This is a genomic window from Akkermansia sp. BCRC 18949, from assembly GCF_045011645.1.
In the GTDB taxonomy this organism is placed as follows: domain Bacteria; phylum Verrucomicrobiota; class Verrucomicrobiia; order Verrucomicrobiales; family Akkermansiaceae; genus Akkermansia; species Akkermansia massiliensis.
The window spans coordinates 2571807-2588999 of the sequence record NZ_CP123619.1 but is presented as its reverse complement, the minus strand read 5'-3'; the positions used below and the strand labels follow the sequence as shown (position 1 = coordinate 2588999).

Annotated in this window: 17 protein-coding genes and 1 tRNA gene; 15 read left to right on the top strand and 3 right to left on the bottom strand. The window is 57.4% G+C overall.

The genetic code is table 11. The features are described from left to right. Window positions 1–7 precede the first annotated feature (7 nt). Genes dapB through P8A25_RS10855 form a run of 5 tightly spaced genes read left to right on the top strand, consistent with a single transcriptional unit; the run spans window position 8 to window position 3994 of the window. The gene (gene dapB / locus P8A25_RS10875; protein WP_102722906.1) at window positions 8–748 is read left to right on the top strand and encodes a 4-hydroxy-tetrahydrodipicolinate reductase; all 741 of its coding nucleotides are present in this window, start codon (window positions 8–10) and stop codon (window positions 746–748) included. Between the two features lie 40 nt (window positions 749–788). Then, a complete protein-coding gene (gene folK, locus P8A25_RS10870) occupies window positions 789–1316 on the top strand; it encodes a 2-amino-4-hydroxy-6-hydroxymethyldihydropteridine diphosphokinase (RefSeq protein ID WP_215443673.1) in 528 nt (175 codons plus the stop codon). A 20-nt stretch (window positions 1317–1336) separates the two neighbouring features. After that, complete coding sequence (gene panB / locus P8A25_RS10865; protein ID WP_022396963.1) at window positions 1337–2125, top strand: 3-methyl-2-oxobutanoate hydroxymethyltransferase; 789 nt, start codon at window positions 1337–1339, stop codon at window positions 2123–2125. Window positions 2126–2141: 16 nt separating this feature from the next. Beyond that, window positions 2142–3077: a sugar phosphate isomerase/epimerase gene (locus P8A25_RS10860; protein WP_215443675.1), complete on the top strand. Its 936-nt coding sequence runs from the start codon at window positions 2142–2144 to the stop codon at window positions 3075–3077. Between the two features lie 47 nt (window positions 3078–3124). Beyond that, complete coding sequence (locus P8A25_RS10855) at window positions 3125–3994, top strand: M23 family metallopeptidase (protein WP_102729114.1); 870 nt, start codon at window positions 3125–3127, stop codon at window positions 3992–3994. A gap of 17 nt (window positions 3995–4011) precedes the next feature. Here the strand turns inward: P8A25_RS10855 and P8A25_RS10850 are convergent, their stop codons facing one another. Both P8A25_RS10850 and P8A25_RS10845 read right to left on the bottom strand, forming a co-directional pair. Next, window positions 4012–4857: a GYF domain-containing protein gene (locus P8A25_RS10850; RefSeq protein WP_022396960.1), complete on the bottom strand. Its 846-nt coding sequence runs from the start codon at window positions 4855–4857 to the stop codon at window positions 4012–4014. Window positions 4858–5209: 352 nt separating this feature from the next. Further along, window positions 5210–5286, bottom strand: a tRNA-Pro gene (locus P8A25_RS10845). A gap of 95 nt (window positions 5287–5381) precedes the next feature. On the opposite strand from P8A25_RS10845, the gene P8A25_RS10840 reads away from it, so the two are divergent. Next, complete coding sequence (locus P8A25_RS10840; protein ID WP_102722899.1) at window positions 5382–5858, top strand: GNAT family N-acetyltransferase; 477 nt, start codon at window positions 5382–5384, stop codon at window positions 5856–5858. Between the two features lie 78 nt (window positions 5859–5936). Here the strand turns inward: P8A25_RS10840 and P8A25_RS10835 are convergent, their stop codons facing one another. After that, complete coding sequence (locus tag P8A25_RS10835) at window positions 5937–6518, bottom strand: SagB/ThcOx family dehydrogenase (RefSeq protein WP_215443677.1); 582 nt, start codon at window positions 6516–6518, stop codon at window positions 5937–5939. A 302-nt stretch (window positions 6519–6820) separates the two neighbouring features. Here P8A25_RS10835 and P8A25_RS10830 point away from each other — a divergent pair, with 302 nt between their 5' ends. The 9 genes from P8A25_RS10830 (at window position 6821) to P8A25_RS10790 (ending at window position 17192) form a co-directional block, all read left to right on the top strand. Beyond that, window positions 6821–8509, top strand: coding sequence for a 30S ribosomal protein S1 (locus P8A25_RS10830; protein ID WP_102712389.1), 1689 nt, complete (start codon window positions 6821–6823; stop codon window positions 8507–8509). 137 nt (window positions 8510–8646) lie between these two features. Continuing rightward, window positions 8647–9048, top strand: coding sequence for a metal-dependent transcriptional regulator (locus tag P8A25_RS10825; RefSeq protein ID WP_102722898.1), 402 nt, complete (start codon window positions 8647–8649; stop codon window positions 9046–9048). A 295-nt stretch (window positions 9049–9343) separates the two neighbouring features. Then, window positions 9344–10463 (top strand): peptide chain release factor 2 gene (prfB, locus tag P8A25_RS10820; protein WP_215443679.1). Its coding sequence is split into 2 segments (ribosomal slippage): window positions 9344–9427 and window positions 9429–10463, totalling 1119 coding nucleotides; the frame shifts between segments, so codons are not numbered across the junction. Between the two features lie 18 nt (window positions 10464–10481). Continuing rightward, window positions 10482–11201 (top strand): tRNA (guanosine(37)-N1)-methyltransferase TrmD, encoded by a 720-nt coding sequence (gene trmD / locus P8A25_RS10815; protein WP_215443681.1) that lies wholly within the window; start codon window positions 10482–10484, stop codon window positions 11199–11201. A gap of 122 nt (window positions 11202–11323) precedes the next feature. After that, the gene (locus P8A25_RS10810) at window positions 11324–11479 is read left to right on the top strand and encodes a small basic protein (protein WP_012419301.1); all 156 of its coding nucleotides are present in this window, start codon (window positions 11324–11326) and stop codon (window positions 11477–11479) included. Between the two features lie 206 nt (window positions 11480–11685). Continuing rightward, entirely contained in the window at window positions 11686–13407 is a 1722-nt protein-coding gene (locus P8A25_RS10805; protein ID WP_215443683.1) for a pseudouridine synthase, read from the top strand. Between the two features lie 18 nt (window positions 13408–13425). Beyond that, window positions 13426–14853 (top strand): SEL1-like repeat protein, encoded by a 1428-nt coding sequence (locus P8A25_RS10800; protein WP_215443685.1) that lies wholly within the window; start codon window positions 13426–13428, stop codon window positions 14851–14853. Between the two features lie 57 nt (window positions 14854–14910). Beyond that, window positions 14911–15210 carry a twin-arginine translocase TatA/TatE family subunit gene (gene tatA / locus P8A25_RS10795; RefSeq protein ID WP_404838696.1) on the top strand — a complete coding sequence of 100 codons (300 nt, stop codon included), beginning with the start codon at window positions 14911–14913 and terminating at the stop codon, window positions 15208–15210. A 575-nt stretch (window positions 15211–15785) separates the two neighbouring features. After that, window positions 15786–17192: an MBL fold metallo-hydrolase RNA specificity domain-containing protein gene (locus tag P8A25_RS10790; protein WP_102727784.1), complete on the top strand. Its 1407-nt coding sequence runs from the start codon at window positions 15786–15788 to the stop codon at window positions 17190–17192. Window position 17193 lies beyond the last annotated feature (1 nt).

Here is a 17193-nt window from a genome sequence, read left to right as displayed (position 1 = left end):
CAACTATATGATTTCCATTCTTGTTACAGGCATTTCGGGCCGCATGGGCCAGGCTGTCCAGGAGGCGGTGACGCAGAATCCGGACACCTGCGTGGGCGCCACGTACGACCAGGGGCAGGAACTTTATCCGGCTCTCGCCAAATGCGACGTCGCCATTGATTTTTCCCACCATGCTTTCACCAGCACCCTGCTGGCGGAAGCCGTAGCCAATAACAAGCCCCTGGTGATAGGCACCACGGGGCATACGGAGCTGGAACGTCAGGAGATTATGGATGCAGCCGCATCCATCCCGATCGTATTCGCGTCCAACTATTCCGCAGGAGTGAACGCCCTGTTCTGGCTGACGCGCAAGGCGGCCCAGATCCTGGGCGGCAGCTGCGACATTGAGGTGATGGAAATGCATCACCGCCACAAGATTGACGCTCCTTCCGGCACGGCCCGGACGCTGGCGGAAATCCTGTCCGGCGCCATTGGCAGGAATTATGAAGACAGCGTGGTTTTTGGCCGCGAAGGCCTGGTGGGTCCCCGTCCCGCCAATGAAATAGGCATGCATTCCCTGCGCGGAGGGGATGTAGTAGGAGACCATACCGTGGTGTTTGCCTCTGACGGAGAACGTTTGGAGCTTACCCACAAGGCATCCAGCCGCATGACGTTTGCCTCCGGAGCGGTCCGTGCAGCTCTCTGGCTGCAGGGCAGGGAACCGGGGCTGTATACCATGGAAGACGTTCTGGGCCTTTCCCAATTATAATTTTTCCGCATCATGGCCGTCCCCCTTTCCCGGAACGGCCATGATGCCTTTTTTGCTGATGAAGAGAGCCGGCATCGCACTGGGATCCAATATGGGGGACAAAAACAGCCTGATGGTTCAGGCCAGGGACCATCTGCTGAAGATGAGCCTGTCCGACGATCCTTTCCTGCAATCCTCCCTGTATGCTACCAGTCCGCAGGGATGTCCGCATGGCGCGGATGATTATTTGAATGCCGTGGTGGAGTTCACCTGGCCCGGTACGGTGGAAGAACTGCTGGTGCATTGCCAGGGCATAGAACGCGCCCTGGGACGCATCCGCTCCGGAATCCGCTGCGAACCCCGTACGGCGGACGTGGACATCATTTACGCGGGGGACATGGTGGTCAACGATCCGCCCCGCCTGATTCTCCCCCATCCCAGGGCTCATTTGAGAAAATTTGTCTTGAAGCCTCTTTCCGACATCAGGTCGGACCTCATTCTGCCCCGCCAGGCTAAAACGGTTTCCTGCCTGCTGGCGGAACTGGATACGGATGAGGCTGACCCGCTCCTGGTATCGGAACGCTGGTAACTGCATGTTTATAGAACATCATGAATCAATCTCTTGAAAAAGCGGAACGCATCCGCGCCTGCAAGAACAGGCGGCACGTGACGCTGGTGACTGCTTATGACTACCCTACGGGCCGCCTTCTGGATGAGGCCGGCGTGGATATTGTGCTGGTAGGCGATTCCGTGGGAATGGTGCTTCTGGGGTTTCCGGATACCACCCATGTGACGCTGGACCACATGATTCACCATGTGGAAGCCACGGCGCGCGGCGTGAAGAATGCCCTGCTGGTGGGAGATATGCCCATTCATACCTATGATACGGTGGAGCAGGCCGTGCAGTCTGCAAGGAGGCTGTTCCAGGCCGGAGCGGACGCCGTCAAGCTGGAGGGGGGAGCCGCCCAGGCGGAAAAGATACGTGCCATTGTGGATGCCGGCATTCCCGTGGTAGGGCATATCGGCCTCTTGCCGCAAAAGGTGCTGGAGGAAGGCGGATATAAAATCAAAGGGAAATCCTCCGCTGAGGAGGAAGCCCTGGTGAAGGATGTGGAAGCCGTGGCGGAGGCGGGTGCCTGCGCTGTGGTCGTGGAGGGCGTGACGCCTCATGCGGCCCGCCAGATTACCGTGCATTCCCCCATTCCCACGCTGGGCATCGGTTCCGGCGCGCATACGTGTGACGGGGACGTGGTGGTGATTCATGACCTGGTGGGGGCGTTCCCGTGGTTTGTCCCGGCCTTCGTCAAACCGCGAGCGGATGTGGCCGGCAGCATGACTGCCGCCGTCAGGGAATGGATGAAGGATTCCTATACGGAACCCGGCTCCATCAGTTCATAACAGTTGACCGTTGCCTATGCTGGTATTTTCTACATGCTGGAACTCCCACCGCCATCAGGACGGGGAAGAGATGATTGATGAAATCCTCTCCCTGGGATTTGACCATGTGGAACTTTCCCACGGCATCAAGCTTTCCCTTCTGCCCGGCATCATGAGGGCGATGGAAGCCGGAAAGGTTCAGGTGGCCGGGGTCCATAATTATTTCCCGGCACCCATCGACGAGGTGGGGGACGCTCCGGACAGTAGGCCGTTTACCGCAGATTTGCTGCAGGTGCGCGCCAAGGCGATTGAGCTGACGAAAAAATCCATGGAGCAGGGGGCCGCCCTGGGCGCCGGATACATTGTGCTGCACATGGGGACGGTGGAACCTCTGGTGAAGCGTACGGATACGGCTCATTTGCAGAGCCTGGCGCGTCAGGGAATGGTGGAAACGGAGTCATTTGCCGGAACCAAGGGGGAGTTTGTGCGCCGCCGCAACCGGCTTGCTCCCGTTTATCTGGAACGTGCCCGTGAGGCCATCCGGCAGCTTCTGCCCCATGCTGCGGAACTTGGCGTAAAGCTGGGCATTGAAGGGCGCAGCCATTATGAACAGGTTCCCAGCGAGGATGAAATGGGCCTGCTGATGCAGGAATTTGGGGAAAATCCCTTCATCGGGTACTGGCATGACTTCGGTCATATTCAAAGGAAGCACAATCTCCTTATATTGAATCATGAACAATTTCTCCGCAGGATGTCTTCCCATTTGATAGGTGGGCATGTAAACGACGTCAAGTGGCCGTCGCGGGACCACCAGGTTCCCCTGCTGGGCGGCGGAGTGCCGTTTGAACGCCTGCTGCCTTTTTTCCCGCATGGAGTTCCGCTCGTCTGGGAACTCTCCGGACGCGCTTCCGCGGAGGATATCCGTGCGGCGCGCGAATTGTGGACGGAAAAGTTTCCGGAGACGCTGGACTGACCATCTTGTGATTGTAAATCCGGCTCATTGGATATAAAGTCGGCACGATGATAGACAAGACGACATCCCGCGTCATTCTGGGCCTTCTGGGAACGGCCTGCATCCTGATTACGGCGTTTGCCTGGTATAAAACCAGCCATGCCGCCTCTCCGGATGCCGGGATGCGCCATAATATTTATGATGAGGATGTTCCCCGGTCTGCTCCGGTGCCTGTGGATTACCGGATGATTTTGCTGACGCCCCAGGAGCTGGCAAAGGCTCCGCTGGCGGATGCGTTCACGTCCCCTCTCGGAGATGAAAACGGCGCCTTTACCTATGTTGCCCAGGGACTGGGTGATATGAATGCCGCCCGTGGAGGGCGGCATACCGGACAGGATTTGAATGGGATTGGTGGCGAGAACACGGATGAGGGACTGCCCGTGAGGGCCGCCGGACGCGGGCTGTTGATTTATGCGGGAGAGCCTTCGCCGGACTGGGGCAATGTCGTCGTCCTGCTCCACCGCCTGCCGGACGGGCGTTTTGTGCAGAGCCTGTACGCTCATTTGAAAACCGTCAGCGACATTCCTTTGGGGGCACTGGTGGGGCGCGGAGAGCAGATCGGCACGGTCGGAACGGCGCACGGCAACTATCTGGCGCATCTGCATTTTGAGATGATTGAATCCATCGCCCATGAAGCGGGAATGCCGGGCTATGGAAAAACGACGTTCAACCGGATCAATCCGGATGAAGTATTGAAACAATACGCTCCCTCCCCGGAAATGATGATGCCTGATCCCGTTATTGCCCTGAAACAGGTTCAAATGGCGGCGGGATGGGAAAAGCTGCTGGAGAACCTGTACAAGGACAATAGTATGGAAGCGCTGGATAAAATCCTTCCGGATGACCGTCCGGACACGGAGGAAAAGGGAGACCGCTGACCCCGGCGTTTTCCCCGTCAGGAGCGTGTGTCCGGATTTTTGGAAACCAGCTCCTGCTGCTTCCTGGTGATTTGCAGGACGCAGACCAGCCACAGAATGCTGGCCGCCGTCATCAGCGAGCCGATCACCAGAAATGCCGTTAGGTAATGTTCCGCCCCAAAGGGGAAGAGCGCGCACAGGGTCAAAGCCGTGGTAACGAGCAGATACAGCCGCAGCGACCGGGAGGGGGCTTGCAGCATCCATGCCGCCGGATTCTTTGAAGCCCGGTATAATTCCTGAAGGATCAGGGCATTGAGCACCATGCCGACTACCGGCATGCAGCTCAGGAGGACGCTCAGGAATGGCGTGAACCGCAGCCCCGGAATTTGGAAGCCCTGGACATTGGCGGATGCCCGGTACAGCCAGATCAACTGGATGAGCAGGGAAGGAATGAACAGGATGCTGAAAAGGAAAACCAGCGGAACCGCGAAGGACGGCAGGTGAGCCATGTTCTGCTGGATGAGCATCTGGATTTCCTCATAATTGGTGACGTTGTTGGAGAAAACAATCCAGCTGCTCCAGAGCATGAAAGGCAGCAGCACGAAGCACGCCAGGATGGATAATTTGGCAAGCCCGGCCAGAGGATAACGCAAACGGTATTCCTGTTCCGCTGGCTGGTTTTCCTCCTCTGCCTCCTGCAATTCTTTCCGGACGGGGGACATTGACGGCAGAACCTGGTCCACAGGCTGCCATCCATCCATGCCCTGTTTCCAGGTGAGCGTTGTTGAGTCGATCACGCCCTGTCCCAGAAATTCACGGACTTCATATTCGGAATAGGCTCTCGGCTGGGAATCGCCGGGGAGTTTCAGGAAGTATTCACTCATTACCTGTATTTTAGAAAAAGAAGCAGGCTCTGGGCAATGGGAATTTGACGGATGACTGATAAAGTCCCATGCCAGATGCCTGGCCTTGAATAAAAGCCATGTCGCAAGTCGTCAGAGCGTCGGGGTCTATTAAATTTCCGGAATGGTTAGGCCGCTTTTCCTGTGCATATCTCTCCGTACGAACAAGATAATGCTGTTGTGCATGGAACCGCAGGAGAGAGGGCTCAAGCTGGTGTTCAAGTAAAAGTACGGGGGCAAGAAAGTTTATCAACAAGGTCGCGGAATACACAAGTCGAAAAAGAGAAAGACCTTGTAACATGAATGAATTACAAGGTCTTGCAATGGGAAAATATGGTCGAGCTGACAGGATTCGAACCTGCGACCTCTTCGTCCCGAACGAAGCGCGCTACCAGCCTGCGCTACAGCTCGTTGTTTGTGGTGCGGCGAAGTCTACGGTTGAAAGGAGGGTTTGTCCAGTTTTTTTTATTCGCCGCGGCACTTGGTTGTGATACGGTGCCGGGGTTATGATGGATATGCTGGTACGGCTGTATGATTTGCCCGATATTGAAGAAGAGTTGCGGAAGCTGGAGAAGGACGGCATTTTGATCCGGCGGCCGGGGGCTTATGAACGCCATTTGGTGGCTGGATGGGTAGGCCGGAATTTTTCTCCCAAGTGGGTGAGTGAAACGAAGACTGCATTCAGCCGCCAGCCCATTTCCTGTTATATTGCCACACGGGAGAAGAAGATTCTCGGCTTTGCCTGCTATGACGTGACGGCGCGCGGTTTTCTTGGCCCCATGGGGGTTGCGGAGGAGGCGCGCAAGAGCGGTGTGGGCAAGGTTTTGCTGGTTTCCGCATTGAACGCGCTCCGTGAGATGGGGCATGCCTACGGCATCATCGGCGGGGTAGGGCCAGCCGATTTTTATGCCCGGACGGTAGGCGCGATGCCCATTGAAGGGAGCTCTCCCGGCATTTACGTGGATATTCTGCCGGAGCCCTGATTCCGCCTGTTGCGGAATTCATTTCCGGTTCCGGATGGCCCCTTTTCCGGCCCATCCAAAGGATGGAACCGGAAGTTGTTATTTTTTATACCCTACCGGATGGCAGAGCATGGGCGTTTGGGGGGAGGCCAGTTTCAGGGCTTTTGCCAGGGCCTCCTTGTTCATGCTGGCCCGTGGGTAGGTAGCCAGTCCCGTTCCGGAGCAGAACAGGGAGATGTTCTGGGAGACGATGCCGGCGTCCATGGCTGCCCAGGGTTCCGCCGTGTCCGTCACAAGAACCAGGCAAATGGGCGCGTCCGCCGGGCGCGCGTCCCCGTCGCTTACGGGGACCATGGCGTGGGCCTTGTGGTCATAGAGGTAGGAGGCGTCTTTCGTGCATACGTAAATTTTGACGTCCTGCCGGTTCATGGCGGACGGGGCGGTACGCTTGCCGGATTCCTGGCGGTTGATTCCGTTGGCGGCCCAGAGCAGGTCTGACAGATCTTTTTGGGAGAGCATTTTTTCAGAAAAGCTCCGGATGGATTGGCGGTCGGACAGGGCTTTCATAATTGGCGCCCCCCGTTCCAGGTCCGGCTGGTCCAGTTTGACGGGTTCCGCGGCGTGAAGGAGGGCTGTTCCGGACAGCCCCGCAGCGAGGAGGGACAGGATGATTTTTTTCATGGCTTTGCGGCGGGAGTGGTTGACGGATGCGGATGTTCCGCATTTTCCCATTAGCCGGAATTTAACATGGGGAGGGAGGGCTACAAGGTTTTTGTGCGCTTGTTTTTGCCGCCATCCGTCGGGGCGCCGCAGGGCCGTAAAAAAATCGGAAGGAGTTTTTCAAGAAAAGCCTTGAGTTCTTGCGTGAAACTGGTATTGAAGGCAACCGATTTTTCGCCCGGCGGGGGAAGGCGCCCCGATTGCCCGCCGGCCAATAAGGGGCCATGAGAAAAATCGGCAATACTAACTCATCAACCATTTAAATGAGCACAACTGAACTGGCGGAACTTATTGACAGCAAGTTCCGCGAATTGCGTGAAGGTTCCATCGTTACCGGAACCATCCAGGAAATCCGTCCCCAAGTCGTTTTGGTGGACATCGGCTACAAGTCCGAAGGCGCTATTTCCATTTCCGAGTTTGAAGACGAGGAAATCGAAGTGGGGGACCAGATCGAGGTCCTTCTGGAACGCCTCGAAAACGACGAAGGCATCGTCGTCCTTTCCAAGGAAAAGGCCGCCCATAAGCAGAACTGGGATAAGATCGTGGGCGTGTACCGCGATGGCGGCCTAGTCAAGGGTAAAGTGAAGAGCGTCGTCAAGGGTGGCCTCATGGTCAACGTTGGCGTGGAAGCCTTCCTTCCCGGTTCCCAGGTGGATATCATTCCCCCGCGCGACCTGAACGAATACGTGGGCAAGGTTTACGAATTCAAGATCGTCAAGGTGAACGACGACCGCAAGAACATCGTCCTTTCCCGCCGCGAAGTGATCGAAGCCGAACGCGCCGACCAGCGCCAGCGCTTCCTTGAAACCGTCAAGGAAGGCGACAAGGTGGAAGGCCTCGTGAAGAACATCACGGACTTCGGCGCCTTTGTCGACCTCCGCGGCATGGACGGCCTGCTTCATATCACGGATATGAGCTGGGGCCGCGTGAACCACCCGAGCGAAATGCTCCACATCGGCCAGTCCCTGGAAGTCGTGATTCTGGAAGTGGACCGCGAAAAGGAACGCGTTTCCCTGGGCCTGAAGCAGATGACGGACAATCCCTGGGCGGACATCGAACGCAAGTACCCGATCAATTCCCATGTCAAGGGCCGCGTGACCAAGCTTCTGCCTTACGGCGCCTTCGTGGAGCTGGAAAAGGGCGTGGAAGGCCTGGTGCACGTTTCCGAACTGTCCTGGGTCAAGAGAATCACCCGTCCGAGCGACGTGCTGAAGCTGGACCAGGAAATCGAAGCCGTGGTGCTTTCCATTTCCGTGAAGGAACAGAAAATCTCCCTCGGCGTTCGCCAGCTGGAAGACAATCCCTGGGCGGATATCGAATCCCGCTTCCCGATCGGCACCGTTATCAAGGGCCAGGTCCGCAACCTTACTCCCTACGGTGCCTTTGTGGGTCTGGAAGAAGGCATCGACGGCATGATCCACGTGTCCGACATGAGCTGGACCCGCAAGATCAACCACCCCTCCGAAGTCCTCAAGAAGGGCGACGAAGTGGAAGCCATCGTTCTGGAAATCAAGAAGGAAGACCAGCGTGTCTCCCTTGGCATCAAGCAGCTCGAGTCTGATCCGTGGGAATCCATCAACGACCGCTTCAAGGTGGGTGACATGGTGACCGGCCAGGTGGCTAAGATCGCCAGCTTCGGCGCCTTTGTGAACCTGAACGGGGACATCGACGGCCTGATTCACATTTCCCAGCTTAGCGAAGACCACGTGGAACGCGTGAAGGACGTGATCAAGGTGGGTGATGAAATCACCGCCCGCGTGATCAAGGTGGACAGCATCGAACGCCGCATCGGCCTTTCCATCAAGGCCGTCAATTACGACACCGAGCAGCTCCGCCGTGAAACCGCCTCCTTTGAAGCTCTCCGCCCGAGTAGCGATATGGTGGGCCTGGAACACGCCTTCAACCTGGCTACCCGTGAAAACGAAGAATGGAGCCCTTCTGAAGAGAAGTAAGCTTATCTCCGTAATTCACTGATTGATTTAACCGCCGCGAATGGTAATATTCGCGGCGGTTTTTTTTCTCATTCCAAATAAGGATGGAAAAAGTCTTGAGTTAGTTCCACCTAAGGGATTAACTGTTCTCTTATACCATGTTGGAGCTGACCAAGAGCAATGAGGATTATCTGGAGGCCATCGGGCTGCTGTCTGAAAAGAGCGGAACGGCCCAGGTGCGGGATATTGCAGAGATGCTTAAGGTGAAAATGCCTTCCGTCACGTCTGCCGTCAAGCAGCTGGCGGACATGGGGCTGGTGGAGTACACGCAGTATGCTCCCGTCAAGCTGACGCCCCAGGGCCGCAGAATCGCGGGAAAAATCATTGTCAGCCACGGTATTTTGTTTGATTTCCTGAGGGAGGAACTGGCTCTTCCGGAAGAACGCGCCAATGAGGTTGCCTGCCAGATTGAGCATATCATGACTTTTGAGGAGATTGAAAAGCTCAAGTCCTGCCGGATACGGCCTTTTGAGGGTTCCGGGGAAGATTCTGCCGGGTAGGTTTTAGTTCCGGTGGCGGGCGGGATTTGGATCAAGCCTCCGTTGCGCTTTGGGTGCCGGCTATCCGGGAAGGACGGGATACCTCCATACACGGCCCTGTGATTCGTTCAGGCTGTGGGATATGTCCTTTCCCCTGCTTTTTCCGATAGCCGCACTGCCGGGAACAAGGACCTCACGTCCCTTGCCAGAATCTTATGGAGTATCTCCATGAGAAATTTTCCTTGAAAAAAGAATGACCGGGAGAATCGGTATTTTGCCCTTTTCCGTTCAGGTGATTCGTGATAGGTTCCCGCGCATGGATCCCCATATCGCTGCAGATCTCTCGGCGCTCGACACGGCTGTTTTGCACAGCCGTCTTTCCGAGCTCGGGAGCTATCTTTGACCTGGACGGCATTCAACAACGAGTGGCCGAGTTGGACGAACGCATGAGTGCTCCGGATTTCTGGGATGACCAGAATGCCGCGCGGGCGCTGATGGCGGAAGTGAATCCCCTGAAACACAGGATGGAGGCGTTTTCCGCATTGAAATCCCGTCTGGAGGATATTGACGCTACCATTGAATTGGCCCAGGAGGCGGATGACGACGACCTGGGCCGGGAGGCCGTGGAGGAGTTTGCCAAATGGCAGAAGTCCCTGGCGGATTTTGAGCTGCTGACCTTGTTGAACGGCCCGCAGGACCAGGCTTCCTGTTATGTGACCATTCACGCCGGGGCAGGCGGCACGGAAGCCTGTGACTGGGCGTCCATGCTGATGCGCATGTACATCCGCTGGTGTGAGCGCCGCGGCTTTTCCGTGACTTATCTGGAAAGCACGGACGGGGATGACGCCGGCATCCGTTCCGTGACCTTGAAGGTGGATGGAGAGTATGCTTACGGTTATTTGAAGAATGAACGCGGCATCCACCGCCTGGTGCGCATTTCTCCCTTTGATTCCGCCGGTAAGCGGCACACTTCCTTCGCCTCCCTGGACGCTACGCCGGAGGTTTCCGATTCCATCAGTATTGAGATTCTGGACAAGGATTTGAAGGTGGACACCTACCGTTCCGGCGGCAAGGGCGGTCAGAATGTGAACAAGGTGGAAACCGCCGTGCGCATCACGCACATTCCCTCCGGAGTGATCGTAGCCTGCCAGAACGAACGCAGCCAGCTTCGCAACAAGGAGGAGGCCATGAACATGCTGCGCGCCAAGCTGTACCAGATTGAGGAAGACAAGAAGCAGGCGGAAGCTGACCGCCAGTACAGTGAAAAGGGGGACATCGGCTGGGGCAACCAGATCCGTTCCTACGTCTTCCAGCCTTACCAGATGGTGAAGGATTTGCGCACGGGCGTGGAGTCCGGCAACATTCAGGACGTAATGGACGGCAACCTGGACCCCTTCATTGAGGCCATGCTGCGCGGCCACAAGCGCGAACGCTGACGTTTTCCTTCCCTTCTTATGGCCGCTGGACTGGTTATTGACGTTCTCTCCCTGTTCCCGGAGATGGTGGAAGCTCCCCTGGGCGGCAGCATCCTGGGGAAGGCCCGTGAAAAGGGTCTGGTGGAGGTGCGCTGCCATAACATCCGTGACTGGACGGTGGACAAGCACCGCAAGACGGACGACTACCTCTGCGGGGGCGGGCAGGGCATGCTGCTGAAACCGGAACCCATTTTTGCCGCCGTGGAGGAACTCCGCAGGCCGGAAACGCGCGTGGTGCTGATGACCCCGCAGGGCCGCACCTTCAATCAGTCCCTGGCCGGGGAGCTGGCCGCATCCGGCGGCCACCTCATCATTCTCTGCGGGCATTATGAGGGGGTGGACCACCGCGTGGTGGAAGAGCTGGTGGATGTGGAGCTGTCCATCGGGGATTATATTCTCACGAACGGGGCGATTGCCGCCGTGGTGGTGATTGATGCCGTGGCGCGCCTGATTCCCGGTGTGCTGGGGGATGAACGCTCTTCCGTGGAGGAGTCTTTTTCCAACGGTCTTCTGGAGGCGCCCGCCTATACCAAGCCGAACGTGTTCCGCGGGCTGGCCGTCCCGGACATCCTGCTGGGCGGCAATCATCCCGCCATTGAAAAGTGGAAGCACGGGAAGTCCCTAGAGCGTACGCGGCTGAACCGTCCGGATTTATGGAGGGAGTGGCTGAGAACGCATCCGGAGGATGCCGTGGAATGAGATATTTGGCCGACGCGTCAAATTTCTCTTGCCAAGACCGGGGCCTTCCGTTATAAAACCCCGCCTGCCACCGTGAGGGTGGTGTAAAGCACCTTTCTGAACCTTTTACAAAACACAAGATCATGTCCAAGCATTCCAGCCTCAAAGCAACCGGTACCGTAGGCGGCAAGCGTTCCGTCCTGAAGCGTTTTGAACGCGTCAAGCTTCTCAAGGAACGCGGCGAATGGAAGAAGGGCCAAAGCCCCCTCGGCCTGCCGAAGACCAAGCATGAAGCTTAAGCCTGCTTTTACCCCCTCCGGAGAGTTTCCCGGCGGAGTCATGCACGGCAAGTCATTTTCCTAATACAGGAAGCCTCTCGGATGTCTATGAACCGAGAGGCTTTTTTCTTCCGGCAAAGAAGGCCATCCCTCTTTTTGGGGCGCGTGAATTGCCGTAATACAAACAATACAAAACCATCCGCTGAGATAGCGGACATTATACCAATATGAGTGAAGAACAACATGGCTCCGAAGAAAACGGAGGTATCCGCATTAATAAATTCCTTGCATCCTGCGGCATTGATTCCCGCCGGGTGGCTGACAGACTGATTGAGGAAGGACGCGTGGAAGTGAACGGGAAGGTTATTGATACGCCCGGAATGAGGGTGACGGAGAAGGATTTCGTGAAGGTGGACGGTCGCCACATGACCCCCATGGAAGAAGTCGTAGTGCTGCTGAACAAGCCGCGCGGGTACGTATGCAGCCGTGAAGCCCAGGGGGCCATAGGCACTGTTTACGACCTGCTGCCGCCGCGCCTGCGCCATCTGAATTACGTGGGACGGCTGGATGCGGATTCCGAAGGCCTCCTGATCATGACGAACAAAGGGGAGCTGACCCAGACCCTTTCCCACCCCACCGGCGGGATTGAAAAGGAATACTGGGTGACGGTAGATCAGAATTTTGACAATTCCGTGCTGATGCAGTTTTTGCGCGGAGTCCGCATTCCGGAAGGCAATGCCAAGGCCAAGTACGTCTGCCGCGCTTCCGCGCGCCGCGCCTGCATTGTTCTGGAACAGGGGTTGAAACGCCAGGTGCGCCAGATGTTCCAGTGCCTGGGTCTCCGTGTCCGCAAGCTGGTGCGCGTGCGCATCGGCTCCCTGTGGGGGGGGGATCTGGAACCCGGAAGCTGGAGATTCCTGGATGATGCGGACGTAGCCCTGCTGCTGAAGAATCCTCCCCGCCAGCGCAAGTACCTGGGCGCTTCCCAGCTTGTCGCCGGGACTTCCGCCAAGGGCGAACAGAGCGGGAAAGACAATGATTCCGATGAAGGTTATGTATTTAATCCGGAAGATTTTGAGGCTGGGGATTCTTATGAACCTACTCCGGAAATGAAAACCCGCTTTGCGGATACGGAAGACGAGGATGAAATCAAGGACGGGGAAGACCTTCGGGATGATTCCGGATTCCGTTCCCGCGAACGCCGGGAAGATGGTTTCCGTGGACGCCGCGAAGGCGGTTTCGGTGGCAATCGCCGTGAGGGAGGCTTCCAGCGTCGTGAAGGAGGTTTCAGAGGAGACCGCCGCGAAGGAGGATTCCAGCGCCGTGAAGGCGGCTTCGGAGGAGACCGCCGCGAGGGAGGTTTCCAACGCCGTGAAGGAGGATTTGGCGGAGACCGCCGCGAGGGAGGCTTCAAACGCCGCGAAGGCGGTTTCGGAGGAGACCGCCGCGAGGGAGGCTTCCAGCGCCGTGAAGGCGGCTTTGGCGGAGACCGCCGTGAAGGAGGATTCCAGCGCCGTGAAGGCGGATTTGGTGGAGACCGTCGTGAAGGAGGATTCAAACGCCGCGAAGGCGGTTTCGGAGGAGACCGCCGCGAGGGAGGCTTCCAGCGTCGTGAAGGCGGCTTTGGCGGAGACCGCCGCGAAGGAGGCTTCCAACGTCGCGAAGGCGGCTTTGGCGGAGACCGCCGTGAAGGAGGTTTTCAGCGTCGAGAGGGAGGATTTGGCGGAGACCGCCGCGAAGGAGGCTTCCAGCGCCGTGAAGGCGGCTTCGGAGGAGACCGCCGCGAAGGAGGCTTCCAACGTCGCGAAGGAGGTTTCAAACGCCGCGAAGGCGGTTTCGGAGGAGACCGCCGCGAGGGAGGCTTCCAGCGTCGTGAAGGCGGTTTTCGCAAACCGGGCTTTGGCAGCAGATCTTCCGGCGGTTTCTCCCGCGGAAACAGGGGCCGTTAATGATTGACTTGTTCCGGTATGAAGAAGCAGTGCAAATGGTGGCTCCTTGCCGGATTGTGTGGGCTGTGCCTCGTTCAGCCTCCGCTTCATGCGTCTCAGGATGTTCCCTCCCCGGCTCCTGCCGGTGAGGGGGATTTTGGGACGTACCTGTCCAGTCTTCAGGAGAAAGCCCATAACGGGGATAAAGCTGCCGCCCGGGAACTGGCAGTGCATTATGATGTGGAGGGGAATGCCCCGGAGACGTCCAAATGGATGTCTGAATATGTTTCCCTGGCGGAGAAGGAGGCCAATGGCGGGGACGTGGATTCCATGCTGGATTTGGGCAAGCTGTTTTATACAGGCAGCCGCCTGTACCCCAAGAATCTTGAAAAGGCCCGGTACTGGTTTGCCCGCGCCGCTGACAGCGGCAATGCCGCGGCCCAGTACCAGGTGGCTGTAATGGCCTCCAAGGGAACAGGCGGTCCGAAGAATGAGGAAATGGCGGCCCGCTATTATGAAAAAGCCCTCCAAACATGGAGGAAAGAGGCGGACGCCGGCGATTCCAAGGCGGCGTTGTGGGCGGCCCTTGTTTATGAACGGAAGCTGGTTCCGGACAGCTCTCCGGAAAAGTCGGTTCCGTATCTCCTTCATGCTGCGGAAAGCGGCAACCTGACGGCGCAGGGGCTTCTGGCATTCAAGTACCGGGATGGCCTGGGCGTTCCGCAGGATGCGGCCAAGGCCGTGGAATGGTTTGAAAAGGCGGCCGGACGGAAGGATCTGGGCGCCGTCATGGAACTGGGCATGATGTACCGGGACGGCAAGTATATGCCCCCTGACCGGGAAAAAGCCCTCAACTGGTTTGAAAAAGGCGCGGAATGGAAGGATCCGTACAGCATGGCTGCCCTGGCGGACATGCTGATGGAAGGCTCTCCTTCCGGAGAACAGGCGGCGCGCGCGCTGGCCCTGTACCGTGAAGCCGCCGCCATCGGTTACCCCCCTGCCGCCCTGAAGGCCGCGGAATTGCTCCAGAACGGGAAGGGCGGGGAACTGGATGCGGATGAAGCCTACAGGCTGCTGCGGCGCGCGGCAGACGCAACGGGGGACCCCAAGGCCATGTACATGCTGGCCCAGGTGTATTATACGCGGGGCGATGATGCGCAGGGGGATTCCCTGATGAAAGCATCCGCCCAGGCGGCTTATCTGCCGGCCATGAACCGCATGGCGCGCCTCCATCTTCTGCCGGGCAGCACCCTGTCCTGGAATCCGGTGCTGTCCTATTATTATTGGAACCAGGCCGGAGAACTGGGGGATGAAGGGGCGGCTTCCGCCGCGTTCTGGCTGCTGTGGGGCAGCATGGCTACGCTTTCCCTGGTGATTTTCCTGATCGTTTGGCGTTTCCACCGTTTTGCCGTTAGAAGGCTTGCGGAGCAGCAAAAACAGGAACAGGAATCCTCTGATGACGCATGAAGCGTATTATGGAGTATCCGTCATGAAAAAAATCTGTTAAAAACACCGTAGCACTCCATGATGAACACGTTAGCTATTTTTGGTCTGGGAACGCCGGAGATTATCGCCATTCTGGTGATCGTTTTCCTGCTGTTCGGCGCTAAGAAACTCCCGGATCTCGCCCGCGGCCTAGGCAAGAGCCTGGGAGAGTTCAAGAAGGCCAAGTCCGAGTTTGAAGAGGAGCTGTTGAAGACGGAAAAGGAAACCGTGAGCGATGCTTCCGCCTCCAAGCCGGAGTCCCGCCCCTCTCCCGAGCTTTCCCAGCCCATTGACGTGGAAGCGGAGACGCCGGCGGAAACCAAGCCGGAAGACAAGTAAGTTTTTGCAGCCTGACGGCGGCATGTACAGGGCGGGAGATTCCCGCCCTTTTTGTACCCTGGCCGCAAAGGTTTTCTGAAAAGTGGGAGGGAGCGTCTTGAAAAGCCATGGCTTTTCAAGAGGCGTGCGCGTTCATAACGGAATTTTCCTCAGAGAGTTCGTGCGGGTTCTTTTTCCCGGTAGTTATACAGGTATTATTTCTAGACGCGGGATGTTCCGGTTTTCAGTCATGATGCAGGTCCGGGGCGTTGTGTGTATTGCCGGATAAGTTTTTACAAGGGCCGGAAACCGGGCGGGGATGGAGGTGAAGCTTGACGTTTGCAGAAATGCGGTACGGAGCGGAGGACGGTTCAAACTGTAGTTTTCTTCTCCAAGGCTGGCGGAGAGAGAAAGGGCATGATTCTTCTTGATTGACGTATCGCGGTTTCCAAAAGGGCTGCCGTTTCCGGCGCGGGAAATTGTTTACGCCCCGGCAGTTTCCTTCTTTCTCTTTTCAGAGGGGCAAGTCCTTTGAATTGCAAGCTTCAGGCATTGATTTCTTGCGTTGGCCGGGGGCTTGTTGTACACATGTATTAATGAAAATTCATTTTTGCGGCGCGGCGGGTACGACGACGGGGTCCCAGCATTTGCTGGAGGTGAACGGGAGCAGGATTCTTCTGGATTGCGGCATGTACCAGGGGCGGCGTGAGGAGGCCTGGCACATCAACAAGGATTTTCCCTATTTTTCTCCGGCGGAGGTGGATGCGGTGGTTCTTTCCCACGCGCACATCGACCATTCCGGCAACCTTCCCAATCTGGTGAAGCAGGGGTTTCAGGGGAATATTTACAGTACGTTTGCGACCCGGGACCTCTGCCAGCTCATGCTGGCGGACGCCGCCCGCATCCAGGAGCACGATTGCGCGTTCATTAATAAGATGAACAAGCGCCGGGGCATTCAGCAGCCGGAGATTTACCCCACTTATTCCGAGCAGGACGCGGAACGGTGCATGCGCCAGTTCGTGAATATCGGGTATGATCGGCCCATTCCCGTCGTTCCGGGCGTGACGCTCACGTTTTATGATGCGGGCCATATCCTGGGGGCCGCCCAGGTGTGCCTGGATATTGAGGACCGGGAAGACGGACGGAAGAAACGCTTCCTGTTTTCCGGGGACGTGGGGCGTGGGGATAATGAACTTCTCCGTGACCCCGTGCCTGTTCCGGATGTGGACATTTTGCTGATGGAGAGCACCTATGGCGGACGTTTCCATGAGGCTCCCTCCCGTGATGACGAGACCTTCTGCCGGGCCATCAAGGAGGCTCTGGCGCTGGGCGGCCGCGTTTACATTCCGGCTTTTGCCGTGGAACGCACCCAGCAGCTTCTTTACCTGCTGAACAGGGCTTATCATGAAGGCTCGCTGCCTTTGCTGCCCGTGTATGTGGACAGCCCCATGGCCGTGGGCGCCACGGAAATATTCCGCATTCATCCGGAGTGCTTCAACAAGGAGGTGTACGATTTCCTGTTCCGGGAAAAGGATCCGTTCTGTTTTGAACAGCTGCGGCTTATCCGTTCCGTAGGGGAATCCCAGGAGCTGAACAAGATGAACGGGCAGGCTATTATTATTTCCGCCTCCGGCATGTGTGAAGCCGGGCGCATCCTCCACCACTTGGCAAACAACATCGGCAACCCGAAGAATACGGTCCTTTTTGTGGGCTATTGCGCGGAACATACGCTGGGCCGCAAGATCATGGACGGGTGGAAGGAGGTTCCCATCCTGGGCAAGCAGTACACCGTCCGGGCCAGGATACGGGAGATGGATTCCTTCTCCGGGCATGCAGACCATGGAGAGTTGCTGGAGTATTTTGACAAGACCGGTGGGCCCAAAAGGAACATCATCCTGGCGCACGGGGAGGAGAAAGCTTCCCTGGCTCTGGCGGAGGCGCTCAGGGAGCGGCAGCCCAATCCCGTTTCCATCGCGCAACTGGGAAGCGCCATGGTGCTCTGAC